Annotated in this window: 21 protein-coding genes, 1 pseudogene and 1 other annotated feature; of the genes and pseudogenes, 11 read left to right on the top strand and 11 right to left on the bottom strand. The window is 37.4% G+C overall.

The window, feature by feature from the left end; all coding sequences use genetic code 11:
* Window positions 1-157: 157 nt before the first annotated feature.
* The 4 genes from AB5I83_RS19150 (at window position 158) to AB5I83_RS19135 (ending at window position 3,979) form a co-directional block, all read left to right on the top strand.
* A complete protein-coding gene (locus AB5I83_RS19150; RefSeq protein WP_448977679.1) occupies window positions 158-1,195 on the top strand; it encodes a metal ABC transporter solute-binding protein, Zn/Mn family in 1,038 nt (345 codons plus the stop codon).
* A 117-nt stretch (window positions 1,196-1,312) separates the two neighbouring features.
* A complete protein-coding gene (locus AB5I83_RS19145) occupies window positions 1,313-2,674 on the top strand; it encodes a cytochrome ubiquinol oxidase subunit I (protein WP_448977677.1) in 1,362 nt (453 codons plus the stop codon).
* A gap of 14 nt (window positions 2,675-2,688) precedes the next feature.
* On the top strand, window positions 2,689-3,738 hold the full coding sequence (locus AB5I83_RS19140; protein ID WP_448977675.1) for a cytochrome d ubiquinol oxidase subunit II: 1,050 nt from the start codon (window positions 2,689-2,691) through the stop codon (window positions 3,736-3,738).
* A gap of 85 nt (window positions 3,739-3,823) precedes the next feature.
* Window positions 3,824-3,979 carry a DUF1540 domain-containing protein gene (locus tag AB5I83_RS19135; protein WP_167834354.1) on the top strand — a complete coding sequence of 52 codons (156 nt, stop codon included), beginning with the start codon at window positions 3,824-3,826 and terminating at the stop codon, window positions 3,977-3,979.
* Between the two features lie 45 nt (window positions 3,980-4,024).
* Here AB5I83_RS19135 and AB5I83_RS19130 read toward each other — a convergent pair whose 3' ends face one another.
* The 8 genes from AB5I83_RS19130 to AB5I83_RS19095 form a co-directional block, all read right to left on the bottom strand.
* Window positions 4,025-4,657: a CPBP family intramembrane glutamic endopeptidase gene (locus AB5I83_RS19130; RefSeq protein ID WP_448977673.1), complete on the bottom strand. Its 633-nt coding sequence runs from the start codon at window positions 4,655-4,657 to the stop codon at window positions 4,025-4,027.
* A 6-nt stretch (window positions 4,658-4,663) separates the two neighbouring features.
* Window positions 4,664-5,464, bottom strand: a complete 801-nt coding sequence (locus tag AB5I83_RS19125) for an alpha/beta fold hydrolase (protein WP_448977671.1) — start codon at window positions 5,462-5,464, stop codon at window positions 4,664-4,666.
* A gap of 98 nt (window positions 5,465-5,562) precedes the next feature.
* On the bottom strand, window positions 5,563-7,221 hold the full coding sequence (metG, locus tag AB5I83_RS19120) for a methionine--tRNA ligase (protein WP_448977869.1): 1,659 nt from the start codon (window positions 7,219-7,221) through the stop codon (window positions 5,563-5,565).
* Window positions 7,222-7,261: 40 nt separating this feature from the next.
* Window positions 7,262-7,538: a binding site (T-box leader), on the bottom strand.
* A gap of 388 nt (window positions 7,539-7,926) precedes the next feature.
* Entirely contained in the window at window positions 7,927-9,039 is a 1,113-nt protein-coding gene (locus AB5I83_RS19115; protein WP_448977669.1) for a hypothetical protein, read from the bottom strand.
* The gene (locus tag AB5I83_RS19110; protein ID WP_448977667.1) at window positions 9,024-9,575 is read right to left on the bottom strand and encodes a sigma-70 family RNA polymerase sigma factor; all 552 of its coding nucleotides are present in this window, start codon (window positions 9,573-9,575) and stop codon (window positions 9,024-9,026) included. The genes AB5I83_RS19115 and AB5I83_RS19110 overlap by 16 nt, the downstream gene beginning before the upstream one ends.
* A gap of 277 nt (window positions 9,576-9,852) precedes the next feature.
* Window positions 9,853-10,758 carry a stage II sporulation protein P gene (spoIIP, locus tag AB5I83_RS19105; protein WP_448977665.1) on the bottom strand — a complete coding sequence of 302 codons (906 nt, stop codon included), beginning with the start codon at window positions 10,756-10,758 and terminating at the stop codon, window positions 9,853-9,855.
* Window positions 10,748-11,287, bottom strand: coding sequence for an RNA polymerase sigma factor (locus AB5I83_RS19100; protein WP_448977663.1), 540 nt, complete (start codon window positions 11,285-11,287; stop codon window positions 10,748-10,750). The genes spoIIP and AB5I83_RS19100 overlap by 11 nt, the downstream gene beginning before the upstream one ends.
* Before the next feature lie 241 nt (window positions 11,288-11,528).
* Window positions 11,529-11,984, bottom strand: a complete 456-nt coding sequence (locus tag AB5I83_RS19095; RefSeq protein ID WP_448977661.1) for a CBO0543 family protein — start codon at window positions 11,982-11,984, stop codon at window positions 11,529-11,531.
* A gap of 229 nt (window positions 11,985-12,213) precedes the next feature.
* Here AB5I83_RS19095 and AB5I83_RS19090 point away from each other — a divergent pair, with 229 nt between their 5' ends.
* The 6 genes from AB5I83_RS19090 to AB5I83_RS19065 all read left to right on the top strand — a co-directional run bounded on the left by AB5I83_RS19090 (window position 12,214) and on the right by AB5I83_RS19065 (window position 15,280).
* Complete coding sequence (locus tag AB5I83_RS19090; protein ID WP_448977660.1) at window positions 12,214-12,702, top strand: CBO0543 family protein; 489 nt, start codon at window positions 12,214-12,216, stop codon at window positions 12,700-12,702.
* A gap of 261 nt (window positions 12,703-12,963) precedes the next feature.
* Window positions 12,964-13,209, top strand: coding sequence for a spore gernimation protein GerQ (locus AB5I83_RS19085; RefSeq protein WP_448977658.1), 246 nt, complete (start codon window positions 12,964-12,966; stop codon window positions 13,207-13,209).
* 16 nt (window positions 13,210-13,225) lie between these two features.
* Window positions 13,226-13,594, top strand: coding sequence for a spore coat protein (locus tag AB5I83_RS19080; RefSeq protein WP_448977656.1), 369 nt, complete (start codon window positions 13,226-13,228; stop codon window positions 13,592-13,594).
* Between the two features lie 18 nt (window positions 13,595-13,612).
* The gene (locus AB5I83_RS19075) at window positions 13,613-14,749 is read left to right on the top strand and encodes a zinc-dependent alcohol dehydrogenase (RefSeq protein WP_448977654.1); all 1,137 of its coding nucleotides are present in this window, start codon (window positions 13,613-13,615) and stop codon (window positions 14,747-14,749) included.
* Window positions 14,750-14,767: 18 nt separating this feature from the next.
* The gene (locus tag AB5I83_RS19070) at window positions 14,768-14,962 is read left to right on the top strand and encodes a hypothetical protein (RefSeq protein WP_448977652.1); all 195 of its coding nucleotides are present in this window, start codon (window positions 14,768-14,770) and stop codon (window positions 14,960-14,962) included.
* An 18-nt stretch (window positions 14,963-14,980) separates the two neighbouring features.
* Entirely contained in the window at window positions 14,981-15,280 is a 300-nt protein-coding gene (locus AB5I83_RS19065) for a spore coat protein (RefSeq protein ID WP_448977650.1), read from the top strand.
* A 132-nt stretch (window positions 15,281-15,412) separates the two neighbouring features.
* Here the strand turns inward: AB5I83_RS19065 and AB5I83_RS19060 are convergent, their stop codons facing one another.
* The 3 genes and pseudogenes from AB5I83_RS19060 to AB5I83_RS19050 all read right to left on the bottom strand — a co-directional run.
* Window positions 15,413-16,525 (bottom strand): L-dopachrome tautomerase-related protein, encoded by a 1,113-nt coding sequence (locus tag AB5I83_RS19060; protein ID WP_448977648.1) that lies wholly within the window; start codon window positions 16,523-16,525, stop codon window positions 15,413-15,415.
* Between the two features lie 692 nt (window positions 16,526-17,217).
* Complete coding sequence (locus AB5I83_RS19055; RefSeq protein WP_448977646.1) at window positions 17,218-17,658, bottom strand: hypothetical protein; 441 nt, start codon at window positions 17,656-17,658, stop codon at window positions 17,218-17,220.
* A gap of 191 nt (window positions 17,659-17,849) precedes the next feature.
* Window positions 17,850-17,999: pseudogene (locus AB5I83_RS19050) on the bottom strand (IS3 family transposase); the annotation flags it as partial.
* 323 nt (window positions 18,000-18,322) lie between these two features.
* On the opposite strand from AB5I83_RS19050, the gene AB5I83_RS19045 reads away from it, so the two are divergent.
* Window positions 18,323-19,681, top strand: coding sequence for a hypothetical protein (locus AB5I83_RS19045; RefSeq protein ID WP_448977645.1), 1,359 nt, complete (start codon window positions 18,323-18,325; stop codon window positions 19,679-19,681).
* The last annotated feature ends 958 nt before the right edge of the window (window positions 19,682-20,639 follow it).

The following is a 20,639-nucleotide window of genomic DNA, read 5'->3' as shown; positions in this document are numbered from 1 at the left end:
TGTTTTACTTGATTTTGTTCTCATCCTTTTGTATGATACAGAAGGTAAATCGTAACCATTACGAATTAATATTTATCCTTATGATTAGAAAAATAATAACAAATACACTCCAATTTCTAAATCGTAATGAGTCCGTTTTGACTAACAGGAGGCATATATGAAAAAAACTACATTTATATCTATATTTATGGTCATCGCTGCGGTTCTAAGCGGCTGTGCACAGGACCGTGCTGATCAAGAGAAAGACGAAGGTTTGCTGCAAGTTTATACGACTGTTTATCCGCTCCAGTTTTTCGCACAGCAAATTGGCGGTGAATACGTAAATGTTGAAACTATTTATCCTCCAGGGGCGGATGAGCATACATTCGAGCCCTCCCAAAAAGATATGATGGCACTGGCAGACTCAGACTTATTTTTCTATGTTGGTCTGGGCCTTGAAGGATTTGTTGATAAAGCCAATAAAACATTGAAAAAGGAAGATGTGAAAATGGTTCCGGTCGGTGAATCGTTGCATCTGGATGAGGCAGGCGAACATCAAGACGAAGCGCACAACGAGGATGGCACTGTAGAAGAAAGTCATAATGAACAAGGGCATGACGAGGAAGATCATACCGATGAAAATGACCACGCTGATGAAAAAAACACCGAAGACGATGGTCATAATCATGGAGATTATGACCCGCACGTTTGGCTTGACCCGGTTTATGCAAACGAGCTTGCGCTAGCAATCAAAGAACATTTAACAGCTCAGATGCCTGAGCATAAAGATACTTTCGAAAAAAATTATACCGAACTGACTGCTCAATTGAAGGATCTTGACCAGCAATTTTCTAAGGTCGTTGGCTCAGCCAAGCGCAATGAAATTCTAGTTTCACACTCTGCATTCAGTTATTGGGAGGAGCGTTATGGAATCCAGCAAATCAGTATTTCCGGACAATCCACTACAAACGAGCCGTCCCAAAAAGAGCTTCAAAAATTGATTTCACATGCCAAAGAAGAAAAGATTAAGTATGTTTTAAACGAACAAAACTTTAATTCCAAGCTGGCAAAAATTGTTCAGGAAGAGATCGGAGCAAAATCACTGACACTCCACAATCTTTCTGTATTGACAGACGAAGATATTAAAAATAATGAAACCTATTTCACGTTGATGGAAAAGAATATCGCTACCCTCGGAAAAGCATTGAATGAATAATTGGCTGCCTCCCTGTTATGGGAGGCATTTTTTTATTGGCCTTGAAAAATAGAGCACATATTATCCATAAAAATGAAAACAATATTGGAAGTTATATTACGGAAAGGAAGTTAAATAATGGATGATATTTTGATTGCCCGCTCTCTATTTGGCACAACTATGGGTTTCCATATTATCAATGCCACCATCGGGGTTGGACTGCCATTGATGATTCTGGCCGCAGAACTTCTCTACCAGAAAACCAATGATCGTGATTATGCCGTTATGGCGAAACGATGGACTAAAGCATTTGCGGTGACATTAGGCGTCGGCATCCCTACAGGAACGATTGCAGGAGTCCAACTCTCCCTTTTATGGCCTGGGTTCATGGAGGTCGTCGGCAGAGTAATGGCGCTTCCTTTTCAAATTGAGATCTATGCGTTTTTTATCGAGGCTTTATTCATGTCCATCTATGTTTACGCTGCTGACAGAATCTCTCCGTGGATGAGGATCGCCAGCCTTACCCTAGTGGCTCTCGGCGCTCTTGCTTCAGCAGTGCTGATTACGAACGTTCACGCTTTCCAGGGTACACCAAAAGGGTTCCGTGTGGAAAACGGTGAATTGGTCGACATTAACCCCTGGGCTGCCTTTTGGAATCCAAGCTTTGTCGTAACAGGAGGACATGTTGTCGTCACGGCCTATATGACCGGCGCCTTCATTATCGCCACGGTTGCTGCCTATAAAATGTTAAGAAGTGATTTTGGCTCAAGGGTGTACAAATTCCACCAGAAGGCTCTTATGGCAAGCTTGATCATCGGCGGAATCTTCTCGATCCTGACAGCAGTGAATGGCCATTCTGCCGCCCAATACCTTCATGAATACCAGCCTGAAAAACTGGCAGGTGCTGAAGGGCTTTTTGAAACACAGAAATATGCACCTTTGGCAATTGGAGGTTTTACAGACAGGGAAACTGAATCGGTTAAATGGGGAATTGAGATTCCATGGGCATTAAGCTTCCTTGCCGGAAATTCATTTGATACCGAGGTCAAAGGGCTGAACGACTTTCCGGAGGAACATTGGCCACCGCTTTTTATCCATACACTATTTAATGCAATGGTGGGTGTGGGGATGCTGTTGATCACACTCTCCCTGATTGCCTTTGTCTGGAATAAAATTTTAAAGAGAGAAAAATTCCCAAGATTCCTGATGTGGCTTTTTGTCGCTACAGGACCGCTTGCGATGCTGGGAATCGAATTTGGATGGGTTTTTGCGTGTACCGGCAGGCAGCCCTGGGTGATCTATCATGTCCTGTCAACGGAGGATGCCGCTACAACCGCCTCTAACCTGGGGATATTATTTATTCTGTTTGCGGGGGTATACGTATTACTTGGTGTAATGGAAATCATCGTGCTTCGTTACTTCTTCCGTAAAAATACGGTTCTAGATGATTTAAACAGAGCACAGCAAAAAGAAATCCCTTTGTATGGCTCCAATTCATGAAAGGATGATCCATTTTGACTGACGCGCTAACTGCCATCACCGTACTCTGGGGCTTCGTCTTTATCTACGCTGTCATGGCAACGATGGACTTCGGAGCTGGATTTTGGTCTATGGTCTATATAAATAAAACAAAAACAAAAGCAACAAACATTGCCAACCGCTATCTGTCTCCGACATGGGAGGTCACGAATACATTCATCGTGGCGCTTGTCGTCGCGGTTTACAGCATGTTCCCTAGAGCGGCTTACACTTTAGGAACGATATTGCTGATACCAGGCAGTATGATTTTACTGCTTTTGTCATTGCGAAGTGCCTTCCTTGTTTTTTCGAATATTGCCGAGGATTATCGGAAAGTACTCACTTATATTTCGGGGGTTAGCGGAATTCTGATACCGGGATTACTGATAAGCGTACTTCCAATCACCCATGGCGGATTTGTCGAGTTTACTGATGGCTCACAGAACTTGAACCTTGGAAAATTATTCACAAGTCCAAATGAATATGCCTTTATTGGTTTTGCAGTAAGCAGTACACTTTTCTTATCTTCCCTCCTGCTTGCCGATTATTCAAAAGCTTCCGATGAACTTAGGGCTTACAATGTATATAGACGTGATGCCTTAATTATGGGGCCTATCTCGCTTGTCATGGCTTTTGCTGTCATGCTGACCTTGCGAGATGAAGCAGCCTGGATTTACAATAACATGATGGATCAACTCTATATCCTGATCATATCTGTTATTTTATTCCTGATTGGCGGCCTCGCGCTCGTCCTTCCGTCCATTGGCAATAAATCGCTCAGAGGGATTCCGCGGCTCGCAGTAATTATGATTACACTGCAATACCTGGCAGCCAGTTATGTCTACGGTAATGCCCACCTGCCATACATCGTCTATCCGGAGGTCACCATCCAGTCCGCCTTCACGGACCCCAATTCATTCCGGGCCGTATTCACCACATACATTGTCGGATTCTTGATCCTTTTTCCTGGATTCATCTATTTTTGGAGCTTGTTCATGCAGGATAAACGATATTTGCGGCAGAAAAAAACGAAGGAACAAACTTAATTCGGTTTCCTGATTTTAACTAGAATGGACAACTCCCTTCCGCAGCAAGCTAATGATGTATCAATCAAAAAAGGAGTGATACATTTTGGCTAAAGATGTATTGTGCGAAGTAAACAACTGTCATTATTGGAAGCAAGGCAACATGTGCACTGCTGATAAAATCTATGTAGTAAGTCATTCAGGGGAAACCGCTGACAGCCAAAAGGAAACAGACTGTAAGACATTTGAAGCGTTAAGTTAATTTGTAAAGACCGGGGCCAGTCCCGGTCTTATTTATAATTAATCATCACCTGATGATAAACCAATACACAAAGATGATGCCCATATCACTCAATACATGCCCGATTAATACAGCTGTGATGGAACCCGTTTTCTCTCTCATATAGCCCCAAATTAGACCTGCAATGAAAACTGGTATAACCGCAACCATGCCGTAAATGCCATTAAAAATTGGAATCACCGAGAGCAAATGGTAGAGTGTATAAAAAGCAGAAGTCATCAAAACGGCAAACTTAGCTGTTCCTTCCTTTCTCAGTTTTTCATAGATAAACCCTCTCCAGTACACTTCTTCCAAAATTGGATTAACCACCAGCAAAATCAGGACAAGCCAAATCTCACCTTGACCAGAAAATCCCCACTCCCATAGCAAAGCCCGCAGCTGATCGATATCGATAAAATAGATATGCAGCCAGTGTAAACCTCCATAAATGAACAGGAAAAACAGTAGCCCGCTCCAGAAACCCAGCAAAACAGCCCTGCTGGTTGTTTTGAATCTTTCCCAGGGAACTCCGCCAGCAAGCAAAGGCACCGCTAGAAGCCAGCTATAGAAAAGCAAAAACGCAATAACTACACTCTCCAGCACTTGCAGCCCAATGAAAATCATGAACGCAGGCCCAATCAAAAGAAAAAGTCTCTTCATATCCACCTACCCCAGTCCCGCTTGATTCTTTTTGTTATCAATGAGTGGCTTTAAAAAAACATCAACAATCGCATTGAACTCCTGATGTGACCAGGGCGGCAGCTGATGGGTGCCGTGCTTTATATATACCACTTGTGTTTGCGGAGCTCTTTTTTGAAAAGGAATGCGGTAGCGGTGCATCGGCTTTTCTAGTGAACCGTAGATCAGAAGGATAGGCATATCAAGCTTATGAAGCTGGCTGGTGGAATCATAATGAAGACCAGACTTGATATACTCATACGAACGCTGAGCATCTGATCGCCTGGCTAACTCATAGATTTCGTTTTCATCCTCGGAGTCCAATTTATGAAACTTTGCCTGCCATTTTGCAGCAAGAGAAACTAGACCGAATTTAACCATCAGCTGCACTAACTTAATTATCAGCTTTGGGATAAGGGTATCAATCTTTGAAAAACCGCCAGACAAAATTAACGCTGCTGACCGTTCCGGATACTTCAGCGCAAATTCCTGGGCAACCAATCCGCCATGAGAATAGCCGCATAGCACTGCTTTCTCGACACCTACCTCGTCAAGCAATTTCTTTACGTCACTTGCAAAACCCGAAATGCTTGCAGATTTACTTCCCTTCGAACTTCGCCCATGCCCAGCCAGGTCGAAGAAGATGGTCTTATAACGCTCGGAAAGTGCCTCCTGATACTTAAAAACATTGTGACCCATCACAAAAGGATGAATGAACAAAACAGGCAGCCCGTCACCTGTTATTTGATAATAAAGCGAGAGAGAGTCATCGATTTTGGCATATGGCATAAAATGCTTCACCCCTTTATGCTATATCTACCCGAATCACAGCCAGGCAAAAAGGATTTTATCTTCAATGTTGGATGTTAATAACTCTTCTTAATTAATTAAAGCTTCTCCTGCTTCTTCAAATCTTCCAGCTCTTTGTCGATCCTATCTGGGTCAATACGTTCGAATAATGGCTCCACATGAGTTAATATATGAGGTTTTACTAATACCGGCTCCCAGCTTTGAGCCGTTATTTGCAGCATACCTTTAACATTTTCGCTTGAAAAAGGAAGGAATGGCGTCAGGATATTAGCTAGGTTCACAATGATATATACACAATCCGCCAGCGTCTGCTTGCATGATTCAGAGTTTTCGCGCACCTGCTTCCATGGTTGTTGTTCATCGAAGTATTTGTTGGCATATCTCACTAATTCAAACACTTTTTCCAGTGCTCTTTTAAAGCTGGTGTTTTCAATATTCCTTCCCGTTTCAACGTAGAGCAGATCCACTCTGTCTACTATTTCTTTGTTAATCTCTTTTTCAGGAAGAACGCCACCAAATGACTTTTGAATGAATTTCAAGGTCCGGTTCACCAAGTTCCCATAAGCGCCCAGTAGTTCACTATTGTGACTATAGATGAACTCCTTCCATGAAAAATCCGCATCCCGGCTTTCCGGTGCATTAATGGTCAGAAAATAACGGATAGAATCCGGATCATATTTTTCTATGATATCCGGTACCCAAACTGCCCAATTTCTGCTTGTGGACAATTTTTTCTTTTCCAAAGTGAGATATTCATTAGAAACGATGTGGGTAGGCAATGCATCGATATCAAGTCCTTTAAGAATCCCTGGCCAAATGATGGAATGGAACGGGATATTATCTTTACCATGAACATAATAGGACTTAGCGTCAGAATTCCAAAACGCTGCGTCATCCTTCCCAGCTTCTTCAGCCCAAAGCTTGCTTGCTGTGTAATAGCCTGAAACAGCCTCAATCCAAACATAGATTTTCTTGTCTTCATAGCCTTTTACCGGCACACTTACTCCATTGGGCAAATCCCTGGAAACTGCCCGATCCTGAAGACCTTCGTGCAAGTACCTCTTAGTCAATGAAATAGCATTCTCTCTCCATAATCCATGCTGTTCAGCAGCCTCGGTATACCTCTCCAATTCGCTTTGAAGTGAGCTCAATGCAAAATAAAAATGCTCCGTTTTTCTTGTTGTTGGAGGATTGCCACATATTTTGCACCTCCTTTCCAGTAAATCCAGAGGCTCCAGCACATTTGAGCAATGATCGCATTGATCGCCCCTAGCGTTAGCCCCGCACTTTGGACAAATTCCCTCAACATATCGGTCGGGCAAAAACTGCTGATCCTGTTCACAATACGTTTGCTCAATTTCTTTCTTGTAGATAAACCCATTCTCAAGCAGCTTCAGAAAGATTTCCTGTACGATTTTATGGTGGTGCGCTGAATCCGTCCTTGTGTAAATGTCATATGAGAAACCCAGTTTTGTAAAACTATCAGTAAACTCCTGGTGGTATCTGTCTGCGATTTCTTTTGGTGACACACCTTCCTGCTTTGCTCTTAAGCTAATGGGAGTTCCATTGCAATCACTGCCTGATACATATAAAACCTGTTCACCCTTTAAACGGTAATACCTCGCTAAAATATCCCCCGGCAGCAGGCTCGAAATATGTCCAAGATGAAGCGAACCATTTGCATACGCCCATGCTCCTCCGATAAGAATGCTCATTTGATTGACCTCCTTTGAAATTGTCTTAAAAAAACAAAAAACCCCGCCCTTAACTGCAATAGTTAAGGACGAGGTTTGGGATCCCACGTGTTACCACCTTATTTCGCAAACGGTTCGCACCATTTGCCTCAGCAAGTACGGAGCATATGATTGCCTGCTCTTATACTGTGACATTGATAACGAGTGCCAAATCTCGCCGTAACCTACTAATGCCAAAAAGCATGTTCAGGACGGAGCTCAGAGACCATTTTTCAAGTGACTGTCTTTGCCTCTTTTCAGCTGCCGAAGCTCTCTGTAAAAAACAGGGGCACTCTACTTTTTCTCTTCATTGCTTTTAAAAAGTTATTAATCAGTATTTTATTCAGAATCTTCCATGAAGTCAATGGTCTTTTGACAATAAAGTTTAAAACTCCATCTGTAACAATAGTAAACCGTTTCGTGTATACAATATATTACAATGAAAATGGCATGTAACCTGAATCAGTTTTGACACGCCATTTTTCACATTTATTTTATTATCGGTTCCAAAATATAACGATTCTTATTCAATATAAGCACCCGTTAGTTTAAGTGTTTTTCTTCACAATATAGATGTATTTTAATTAACAAAATACGCATTTTCCAACAATTTTCTCTTTTGATAAGGACAAAAAAAGCTGCCATTGGCAGCTGGTTCTCCTTGGTTTATCCACCGAAGAACTTAACTGTTTTATGAACTTATTTATTTTATGCTCCCTTAAGAAAATTCAAAAGTTCATTTAAAGCGTCTATTGGGAAACTTCCTTGATAAGTAATTTCGACTGTATAATTATTAGACTCAGTTCTCCATACCATATCATTGTGATAACCATCCTGATATACACCCCAGTGGAGATCATTTATAACAATTGATTTAATAAGTTGGGGCTGCTTCCATTTATCAATTCTCTTTTGCATAGCAATATAATCATTATTATCACTACGAATTTCATAATTCTTAGGTCTTACAAAACGAGAATTCTCGGGACTGCTACTTTTACTAAATTGTATTATATTTAAAATCCCTTGTGTATCGTTTATATCCCTTTCAAGTATACGATAGGTCTGACTAATAAGAGGTCCGTCGATATATGATATTGCAACTAATTGTGCCCTCTTTTCTAATCCAACAAACCCGTATAAAATATCTACTTTATTTTTAATGTTGTTGAAAGCGATTTTGGATTCTTCTACATCACCTTTAGTACTCATTATTTTACTAAGATCAGTCTTTTCTACAGGACCTTTTCTTTCAAAAATTACGTATACATCCCTATTAGACCACTGTTTAGCAGCAATTACTTCTTTTGGGTCCCTATCTTTTATTGAATAAATTGGACCAGGAGGAACTTCATTAGAATCTCCATCTTTTACAATTTCCCAAGTACCGATTCGTTTAACTTCCCCTATTTTCTCCCCAATCTTATTTTGTTCGACCTGCTCCCCCTTGATATAGTAATATCCTTCGAATACAATATGTTGAAAGGTTGAGTAATCTTGAGTTTCTTCTAAATGCGGTTGTTCTTCTTTATTTTCAGAGGAAGTATCGTGAGTTTCTTTGCTATCGGTATTATTTGATTGACCACTTCTACTTTGAATATTTGGGTCAGCTTGTTTAAAATTTATTTCTAACGAAAAGAAAAGAATTATTATTAAAAAAGCAGTAGCAGATAGTGAACAGTAGTAGAAGATGTGGCTAGGACTTCTTTCTGGTTTTCTTATTTTCTGCAAAATCCTCTCTCTCTCTTTTTGTGTGACTTTGACTTCTCTAAGAAATGATTCATCGAATGTTTCCTTGAGTCGTTTCAATTCGTTTTCCATTTGGCTTCACTTCCTCCAAGTGATTCTTTCAACTTCTTCCTTGCTCTGTGTAGCCTTGATTTTATCGTGTTTACATTAACTTCAAGCGTAGTGCTTATTTCTTCAATTGATAATTCTTCATAATAAAAAAGAATTATTACCTCTCTTAACTTAAAGGGCAATTTAAATACCTCTTGAACCAAGAGTGATTCTTTAACTTCCGAGAAATAACTTTGCTCTGGAGATGTATCGTCAGATAACAAACCAAATTCTACCTGAGCCTTATAAACCAAATTTCGAAAGTCCCATCTTTTAAAGTGATCTTTGCATTTGTTTACTGTGATTTTAACCAACCAAGTCTTATAACTACTGTCGTTTCTGAAGTGGTTCAGATTCCTGTAGCAGGAAACAAAAACCTCTTGAAGAATATCTTCTGCCACTGAATGATCCCTTACATAAAGGTAAGCTAGTCGCTTTAACTCAGTACCATATTTTGTGATGAGTTCTTCTAACAATTCTTCGTTGGTCTTGTATTCTTTATCCTGTTTATCTTCCACCCCTAAATCAGTCCCCCTCTCTGGTAAATAGACGACAGTCAATCATTAGAGGTTTAATTTTTTGAAAAAATTTTGAAATCTTTTAAATTAAATTGAGCCTTCCTACCAAGGGATACTCCCCACAGATGTTTTTGTATTTTTGTTTCATTTTTTTCAATGGTTATTTGCAAGCTTGTTCAACTAACCTGCCCCCCGTTGTTTAATAAGAAATTCAACAAAAAAGGCGGTTAATCCTCCTGGACCAACGCACCTTTGATTTAATAAATTGCTTCAATTTTTAATTACTACTATTAACCACATCTTCGATTATTTCTGCAAATGCATCAACTGTCCTATATGTTTCATTCAATGTATTATCGACACCTCCAATATCCAACAATAGAGATTTTTCTAATACATCCTGATTATAGGAATTTTTAGGATCCTCCCCTTTTTCAATAACGCCTTTGGAGAGACCAGGATATTTATCCTCGAGTTTTTGATGAATAAGTGTAGCGAATTTTTTATTGTCCTCGTAGTTACTACTTGTACGAGAGATTACAATAGCTATTTTTGCAAAGTCTATTCCATCAATATTTACTGTAGTATCGTTTCTTCTTTTGAAATCCCTGTGTAAATCAAAAATCATATTTATACTTTTTTCTTTTTCTAACGTTTCGATTAACGGTTCCCTTGATACTTTATACGAATCTGCAGCTGTCAGGCCTTTTTGTTTCAATACTTCTTTTATATTTGTCTTGTCATGTATAGCATAGATATTTCTTTCTTTTAATGCCTGGCTTAACCTTTCCCCAACCAAGGTAATATTTTTTGTATCATCATACGCTTCGTTAATGTCTTTTCCGTTTATTTCAGGTAAAAACGATTCCCAATTATGTGATTGGTATATATAGATAGTAGGCTCTTTCTCCTCCTCCTCATAGGAAAGGGGCCTATCTTCTCCAAGAGAGTTGAGGCTATTAAAAATAACTTCTTTACCACTAAATAAGAATATCCATGACATAGCTACTGCTACGAATAAGAATGAACTTGAAAATAATGAAATCCTGATTATATTCCTTTTCTTTTCTATTTTTCTCGCATGCTGCCTTAACATTCTTTCAGTAGAAATTACAAATTCGGGCCTTGGGTTAATTTGATACGTTTCCTTCATTAATTCAAACAAGTCATTGTCATTTTGCATTTCCTAAAACCTCCTCTTCATCAATATTTAATTTCTTTTTGAGGTCTTTTAAAGCTCGGTGATAATCTACTTTAACTTTAGTCTCACTACAAGAAAGAATTTCCGAAGTTTCTTTGATCGAAAATTCATTTATACCTCTCAGAATCACAACAGCCCTAAAATTTGGCTTTAATTTTGAAATGGCTTCATGAACGATCTTTTTCATTTCTTTCTGCTCAACCACCTCATTCGGTCCCTTCTCCAAAGACTCCAACTGACTAAAAAAGCCTTCCTTAAAGATGGAGGTAAACCTTCTCTTTCTGTAATGATCTATTGCTACATATTTTGCTATTGAAAAGATCCAAGTTTTTAAATTGGTACCATTATTGAAGTTAGATAAATTTTTCAGAACTCGAATAAAAACCTCTTGTGTCATGTCCTCTGCATCATTCGGACTCCCAGAAAAACAAACAAGAAACCTATAAACATCTAAATAATATTTGTTATAGATTCTCCCTATACTCTCTTCTAAGTGGTCTAAATCAATCAAAAATTTCTCCCCCCTCGATTAGCTATTCACATATTATTCGTTTGAACATTCAAAAAGGTTACAATAAAAAAATAAAATAAAAAAGCAGAGTTCCCAACTCTGCAATTAGTCGCTATAACCTTTTCATTTAGGATTGCTTGTTAAACTAAACTGCCCTGTTTGTTCAATAAGAGATTAAACAAGAAGGCCGTTACTCCTGCTATCAACGCACCCGTAAGTTCAAGTAGAAATTGCTTCTTTATTACTGAGTTTCTCTTCTATCAGCCGTGTATTCTAATACGAAATAAAGGATGTACATTGAAATAAAGTAAACCACTGCTGAATATATTATATTCCATTCGCCATAATGTAAAACTCTAATATAAACTGCATACAATTCAAGTAATACAAGAATGCATGTCCATCCCAAGATATATATAAATTTCTTAATTGCATTAGATTTTATGGGGAAATAATTGAAAATAATTAGCAGTACAGCAATTTCACCAAGGGCTACAGATAGGTACAACCATTCTATTTGTTCTTTATCGAAATACCAGTAAAGTTTGTACTTTAAATCAAGATATAAATCAGTTACAAAATTCATTAACAATGCAAACTGTATTGTAGCTAGTAACTCGTGCCTAGTTCTTTTTCTGGGCATTTTTAGGGCAATTAAAAGAACTAATATAACTGTCGCGATAAATAGCTTAACCAAGGGGAACACCTCGTTTTTTAAAAAACAACTATTTCAACCTTATTATTCTTTTTATTCGATGAATTACTCTTCTTAATCTACCCTTCCCCGGTAGTTGAACAAAAAAAGCCTTACTTCTTTCCTGAAGTAAAGCCCCAGTTTGTTAAAGTGAGTTTACTTAACTAATCTTCGAATTTCCTAAGTATAACCACCTTCATTAGAGATAACCTATCTTATGGAGGTGCTAGATATGGGTCGAAAATTAGAAAAAAACCTTATAAAATTGCTTTATTTCTTTGGTATAAGTTCCTTTATTTACTTAATTAAAAAACCACTTGCCAAGGACTGGCTCCTTGTCTTCTTTATAAAAAGTTATTATGCATCATTGGTCGATAAACTGGTGGTAAATAAAGGTTTTGTTAAGTACCCCACCAGATTTCCAAAACAAGTTAAAACAAGTGTGGTGTTTGATTACATTTTATTCCCAATTACATGTGTCCTTTATAATCAAAAGACCAAGGATTCTGGCATCCTTCAGTGCCTTTTAAAAGTTCTGTATTTCAGTGTACCGATGACTATTACTGAGCTATGGCTAGAAAAAAATACACAGCTTGTTAAATATAAAAAGGGATGGAATTGGAAAACCACTTTTTATTCACTTTCTTTTTCCTTTTTATTGGTCAGATTTTCTATGTCTGTTATAAGACATCTCTTCAATAATAAATACGATCTTTCTTAGATTGAGGTTTTTAATCAACAATAACAGTAAAAAGGATGAAGTCTTCTTCCTTTCGTATTATAAGTTCAACCAGATATTTCTGGTTGAACATTTTTTTGCTACTAGAAAATGACCGCCGCTGCAATCATCCTCAGCCATATCAATAAGTGAATTTCCCCATATAAGATTATTTACCAATTTTTAAAAAACAATAAGTATGTTTCCCTCCTATTTTGGAACAATACAGTTGATTGTATTAAAGAATAAGGAGGTTAATTAGATATGGATAAGCAAAAATTAGCCGATCATGAATCATTGGATTTACATGAAGTCATAAATTTCAAAACCCTTTGCTTAGCGAAATCAAAACTAATGCAAGGTCTGGCATTTGATCAAGATTTGAGAGCATTGATGCAAAAAGATGTTGAACAAACCATTCAAGCACTCGGAGAATTACAGGCGATTTATCAACGTGCACCTTTTGAAGCTCCTGTTCCTCAAAATCGGCCAACACCAATAGTAAATTGAAAAGGAGGCAAATTCATTGAATAATGACTATTTAGACCCTATAAACTCACTACACGTACCAGAGCTAGCAGATACCACATTTGCGATGGATTTCCTTCTTCGTGCGAAAGAAGGTGTCCGCAATATTGCTGTCGCCTTAACGGAGACCGCATCACCTGATCTTAGAGCCCTCTTACGAAAACAGTTAATGCAAGGGCTTGCAATGCACCAAGAAATTACAGAACTAATGATTAATAAAAAATGGTTCCATCCATACGAACTAAGTGAACAGTATAAACTAGATCAACTATCTGCAAACAATACATTGATGATCGGAAAAATGAATCTGTTTCCTGTTGATACCAATAGAAAAGGTATGTTTGACCGGACACCTGATGATCACTAACATTGGAGGCTGTATAACATGAAGGCAGTAACGTATCAAGGTATTAAAAATGTTGTAGTCAAAGACGTTCCAGATCCAAAAATCGAGAAACCAGATGACATGATTATTAAAGTAACAAGTACAGCTATATGTGGGTCCGATTTGCATTTAATTCATGGCATGATTCCGAACCTGCAAGAAAACTATGTTATCGGCCATGAACCAATGGGAATCGTCGAAGAAGTAGGTCCAGGTGTGACTAAGGTGAAAAAGGGAGATCGAGTCATTATCCCTTTCAATATAGCATGCGGTGAATGCATTTATTGTAAAAACCATTTGGAAAGCCAATGTGATAATTCTAATGATAATGGTGATATGGGTGCGTATTTCGGATATTCAGGAACGACTGGCGGTTATCCAGGCGGGCAAGCTGAATATTTACGTGTTCCCTTTGCCAATTTCACTCACTTTAAGATTCCGGAAACCTGTGAAGAACCAGATGAAAAATTAGCCGTTATCGCTGACGCAATGACCACTGGTTTTTGGAGTGTTGACAATGCAGGGGTGAAGGCTGGAGATACTGTTATTGTTCTTGGCTGTGGTCCGGTTGGCCTTTTTGCTCAAAAATTCTGTTGGCTTAAAGGAGCAAAGCGTGTTATTGCTGTAGACTATGTCAATTATCGCCTTCAGCACGCCAAACGTACCAACAAAGTAGAAATTGTTAACTTTGAAGACCATGAGAATGTAGGTAGTTACTTGAAGGAAATCACTAAAGGCGGGGCTGATGTTGTCATTGATGCAGTCGGTATGGACGGTAAAATGACTGATATGGAGTTCCTTGCAAGCGGAATGAAGCTTCAAGGCGGAGCATTAAGCGCGTTTATAATGGCTTCACAAGCGGTGCGTAAAGGCGGGACAATTCAAGTTACGGGCGTTTACGGCGGCAGATATAATGGTTTCCCTTTTGGAGATATTATGCAGCGAAATATCAATATCCGCTCCGGTCAAGCCCCTGTCATCCACTATATGCCATATATGTTTGAATTGGTAACGACCGGTAAAATCGACCCAGGCGATGTAGTAAGTCATGTCCTTCCTCTTAGTGAAGCAAAACATGGCTATGAGATTTTTGACACAAAAATGGATGAATGTATTAAAGTCGTGTTGAAACCTTAGCAAAGGAGGTATGAAAAAATGAACTACGCCTTGCATGAAGTTCTTGAAGTCCATGAGATGGCTGCATTTAAGACCACTTGTTTAACTAAATCAAAAACGATGAAAGCATTAGTTACAGATCCGCTATTAATAGATATTATGCTGCAAGACATTGATGTATCTACAAGACAATTACAAGAATATGCTTCTATCCTTGAAAACGCAAAGCAGTAAATCAGGAGGTGAATGAACATGAATCCCATCATTGAAACTTTAACTGGCATGGACGCACTATCTGATCAAGTGGTTGCAATGGATTTATTGATTTCAGCTAAGAGTGGCGTTAGAAATTATGCCATGGCAGTAACAGAATCAGGAACGCCCGAAATTAAAGAAATCCTCACCCGCCATTTAGTGGAAGCTCTTGATATGCATGAACAAATATCCACATATATGGCAGAAAAAGGATGGTACCATGCCTATGATACAAACGAGCAAATCAGTTTGGATTTAACTAATATCAATACAGCATTGAACTTACCCACTCTATAAAAAGAATAGGAACAGTTTAGAATTACAGCCTGAACTGTTCCTAACAAACCAAAAATGATTTAAATATACGATTTCCCTCCTTTTGTAACCGCAAATTTTTAAAATTTACATATTCTAAATTATTTTTTATTATCAAATTGTAGGAGCAGGGTATTCATCGATGTTCATACGAAGTAAACTATAAGGTTTTTCTCGTAAATCTCTTCCATAATGAAATCTGGCCTGCCGATGTAATTGGTTTACAATGACATATAAGTATCCATCAGGGCCAATTGAAAATGTATCCGGCCATAGTATTCTTGGATCATGTGCAATGGTTTCCATAGTTCCATCCGGAAATATCTTTCGAATACTGTTATTTTCATAGTCCCCAGCATAAACGATTCCTTTTGCATCAGTGATCATTCCATCAGATGCACCCTTTTCTCCCCAATACTCCACATGATAAGGTAAATCCATGTCCGGTATCGATTTGTCCCTCAGGGCTTCTGTTGGGATCGAGAACAAATGACGACTGGTTAATGGAGCAAAAAATAATTCCTTTCCATCGGCAGAAATAGCAAGACTATCGGACGCCAATCTAAATGGAGATGTTGAACCGTCTTTGTTTCGATTCATTAAAATTTGACCTTCTACTTTCGGTAAAAAATAGGGATCGGGTGATGTTGAATTTGCTCCATTTAACCGTCTAAACGCGTTTCCACTTTCTAAGTCCACGACGATAATAGCTCCTGGTCCTTTGGAAGAAGAATCCGTTATATACGCATAACCTGCTTTTCCAACACGGAAATCAAATCGGACATCATTCAGGTAAGTTGTTGGCAAGACTACATCCTCTGAAAAGGTATATACTCTTCTAATTGTATTGGTTTTTAAATCAACAGCGACTAATTTTGCCCCGCCGTTAATTGGTTCGGAAAAATTCGGTGCCGCTGTATCCAATACCCAAAGCGTTCCCCTTCCATCCGCAACTACACTTTGGACACTGATGAAAGTCATTGTGATATTCTCAGGGTTAGCCAAATTGGTTTCTAAGTTGGGATAAGGCTGCAATTCATCCTCAACAATTTCAGCCACCGTAAACTTAACATCGTCTCCCCATTTTGGAAAACAAATGAAAATACGTACAGTTTCCGAAACACTAACACCTGTAGGCATAGCTCCATAAAATGTATGAACTAGTTCAAACTTACCGAAATATTTTTCAATAGGCAGCATAGGTTTCATGTTATCCTCCTCAACCATTTAAAACGGGATATCACCTTTATATGATTTATATTTTTTCTAGTGCATGTTTTAATAAGTTTTCTATACGAAAAAAAGATTAAATTGAGTGTTTCGATTGTTTTCAAAAATTATTTTAAAGGTCGGCAAATGAAGGAGAATTCAATTAGCAGTTAGCGAAGTTCAATATTCCTGAATCCACGTTAGGCTTTCATAACTTTGTGAAGAAATGTACTTAAGCTAACCTGCTCCTTTAGTTTAATAAGGAATTCAACCAAAGAAGCATCAACCCTTCCTTTTTACGAATTTTACATTAAGAATTAATGACCAAGCAAAAGCAGTTATCAATCCAATCCAAAACACCGCAAAGTTGGAAAGCAAATAACTGTTAAAGATATAGAAATATATTTGGTTGGTAAACAAAGCTATTAATAAAGCATAAAAGCCAACAATACATCCTTTTTCCCAATTCTGTGTTTCCTTTTCAGACATCTTATTAAAAAATATCCCCATCCTATATCCTCATTTCTGTATAGTCCCCTTCAAAAAATCTTATTCAACTCTCCTGCATCTTTATTTTAATAAGAAGTTCAACAAAAAAATGCTTTAATCTCCTAGATCAACGCACCGGAGACTATAATCCCATTTATCTTTTGAAAATTATTTATGAAGGAAACAATTGATCTTCGAAGTTGAATATAAAACTCAATCTGTCACTCAATATTTGAGTTAAGTTCTCGTTCAAATTTCTGTATCCATTTATAATCCAAAGGAGCATTCACTACTTCGTAAATTCGTGTTGAGACAACGACTTCTCGCTCGACGGTGAAAATCTCAAAATCTCCATTTTTGTATATTAGGCGAAGGGTAAACTGTTCGGTTGGATAATCAGAAGTCCACCCCTCATTCATTGTTAGTCTTACTTGATATTGATTTAAAAAATCAGCAAGTTGTTTTTTTTGTTCTTGGCTAATCTTAGGAATTTCAACCTCAATCCCAATAAGTTCTTTTTCACTTTTATCTGTTGTCAAAAGAATGCGATCAACTTGATCAATATTAACTACATCACCTAAGTCTTGTGCACGGTATATACAGAAGGTAAAAGAGATTACAATGAGTAGGATTAGTGCAGCAATTAGTACATATTTCTTCAATATGAAAACCCCTAGCTTCACAATTAATGTCTAAAAAATTCACTTTTGTTTCCTTATTACGAATATCCATTTTCTCCTCTCAATCCAATAACCCTTCTTTCACTAAACTGCACCTTTAGTTCCATAAGGAATTCAACAAAAAAGGCGTTAATCCTTCCTGAAGTGACCCCAAAAAGTTAGACATATTAATATTAAGCAGCTACAGAGGATTGAATTGAGTATTGCACCGGACTCAATCCTTTTAATTTTTCCTTGATCCGTTTGTGGTTATAGTAATCAATGTATTGTTCCAGCTCCTGCTTGAAGTGATCCATACTTTCAAATTCTTGTATGTATAAAAATTAGGAGGGTGTTTTTGCACTTCAAAGGTAGTGTTGATATTGGGAAAATTTCTAATGGCTTTTTAGTAACTTAGCTGTCCAAAGAAAACCAGATCTAATGTAAGAGTTGACTAAGCTTGTCGTTATCTAGTTTAAAATAATCACAATCGTATGTTAAAGGAGTTTTACATATTTTTTTGATAGGGATTTATTAATATTTAAATTAAAAAGTATTGGGAAACATTTTAAATCAGTATTTTTACCTATAAAATTTCCTATTGTTTACAAAATTACAGAGTGATAGATTTATGTTGTTAATATAATTTAAACAAGGGGGAAGGAAAATGAACCGAAGAAAGATTTTTGGTATTGTCAGTAGTTCAATTCTAGTAACATCAATTCTATTGAATCCTTATAGCATTCAATGGGATGGGAAGAAAGAGACATCGGTTTCTGCTAGCACTTTCAATCGGGATATCTTTGTTGGATCCGAAACTAAATTTGACACATTAATTTCTGATATAAATAAAGATAAGTTTGAGGATCAAAAAGTAACAAAAAAAGTTTTGGATACTGGTAAAATCAAGTTAAAGAATGGGAAGGCCAAAGATGTTTCACTGGAAGGCTATGAGGATTTAGTTTTTAATGTTGAAGATGTGAGAAAAGATAAGTCACTTCAGGCATCTTTAGGAAAAGCGATCAGAAAAGGTGCTAAAGTTTACATATTTGGAGATTTATCTATCCCAGAATATGCAGACCTTTTAGGTCTGGACAAAATAACAGTTACTAAAAAAGATAAAGATGGTAATGACATGACTTTCAGATTTGACGAAACAGAGGAAGAAGCTCAAAAGATCAAAGGCCCAAGGAAAAACAAGCCAGGAGCAATGGACTTTAAAGGGGATTACATTTATGACATGGTTGGATTCACTCTTAATGAATCTGAACACAACCAGCTAGTAGTAACCAATATTAATTCTTTTGATGAAGACGGAACTTTAATTAAGACATCAGAAGAAGAAGTTCTTGCAGATGTACTTTTAACCACCGCGCAAACAATAGATGTGGAAGAACAGAAATATGCAGCAGCAAATTCCTCTAAAATTTTTGGTCTTCTTACACCAATCAGCGCAAAAGCTGATAGTGTAAATGTTAAGAGTGCTCCTTATAAGTTTTATGGGTACGCATATTATGCTGGAGTAGGAGTAGGAAAAACGGTATCTGACTGGATACTCCAACAAGGAAAAGGTGAAACTGATCCTAGTTTTGACTATTTTAATGTGTTGGATAATATTCAAATAGATTCTTACTCAGGCTGGCATGCAAAAAGAATGTGGATTAACCACGACATTCCTTACGACAGGGACTACATTTGGGACTGGGACCCAGGTGATGTATCTAGCGGCTCTTATTCTGTAGCAGCGGGAGCCCCATTTAACATTAATCTCGGGTACACTTTTAGCACTGACCCTAACGTTGATGACATTGGGAGTAAAGACTATGACTACGGAAGATGGAATGTGACTGATTACAATATGGATATGGAGCGCTTTGAGCCGGGTACCTTTTGGAGGTCTCGACAGAGCGATAGATATGCCCGAATGAATATAACACAAAGGGGTTATTTTACAAGAATTCAGGCAGAACCTTTACCACCAACAGTTAATGGTGAAATTCATATAATTGTCTCTTATTATTATTAAAGAATTGCATTTTGCTAATCTATACTTCATTATAAAAATAAAAAGGGGTATACAAAATGGAAAGCAAACATTGGACAGTCTTCTATAGGCTAGCTGTAATTGGAATATTGATTTACATTATTACACAGTTGAATACCCTTATAGACCTAACCAGGGTAGTTATTGAACTAGGTGGAAGATAAATAATATAATTAAACCGCTTAGTCCTAGTCATGACTCCCGCAAGTAGACAAATTGAAAAAAAGCTATGCACAAACGCGTGTCGGTATTCAATCGACACGCCTTTTTAAATTTGTTTTGAGTTCACTTGTAGTTGTAATGCAAGATTAAACCGAAGATTATGTGAGCCACAGTTTGAATTGTTTTATCATAGCTTTACTATTTAGCACTGAGTAAAGCAGTATTTAACCTTTTATTAAAATATTCCTCACTTATAACTGATATAAATCGACATAAAGTTAGTACTTTTTTGAAATTGTTCAATCCCATATCTCAGTAATACTATCCATCTACGACTTGCCTATTATACATTACTGCTTCTTATGTTAAATAAGGATATTCTACAAAAAGATCGTTAATTCTTCCTGATGTTTTTTAGTTTTCTAGTAACTTTATCCAGTAATAGACCTAATAGAAACCAAAATAATACAGTTAAAACATAAATTACACTCATTGGAATCTCAGAAGGATGTGTAAAGTTTACGACAAACCAATGTGTTTCAATTAACCAAAACGGTGGGCTTGTTAAGAATATTAGCAAGTTCTTATCATCGAAGCCTAATATGTTAAAAAGACAAATTGAAATAGGTAATATCAAAATCCAGAAACTAAAATATCTATATATTTTCATTCTTTACTCCACCTAAAATTTATTAGTGTAAATTTACACTAATTATAACACAATGGAATAATATAGGAATAAGATTCCTATAAATATCTATTTTGTTATTAAACAAAC

Source organism: Mesobacillus sp. LC4, assembly GCF_053543455.1.
This window is presented reverse-complemented; position numbering and strand designations above follow the sequence as displayed.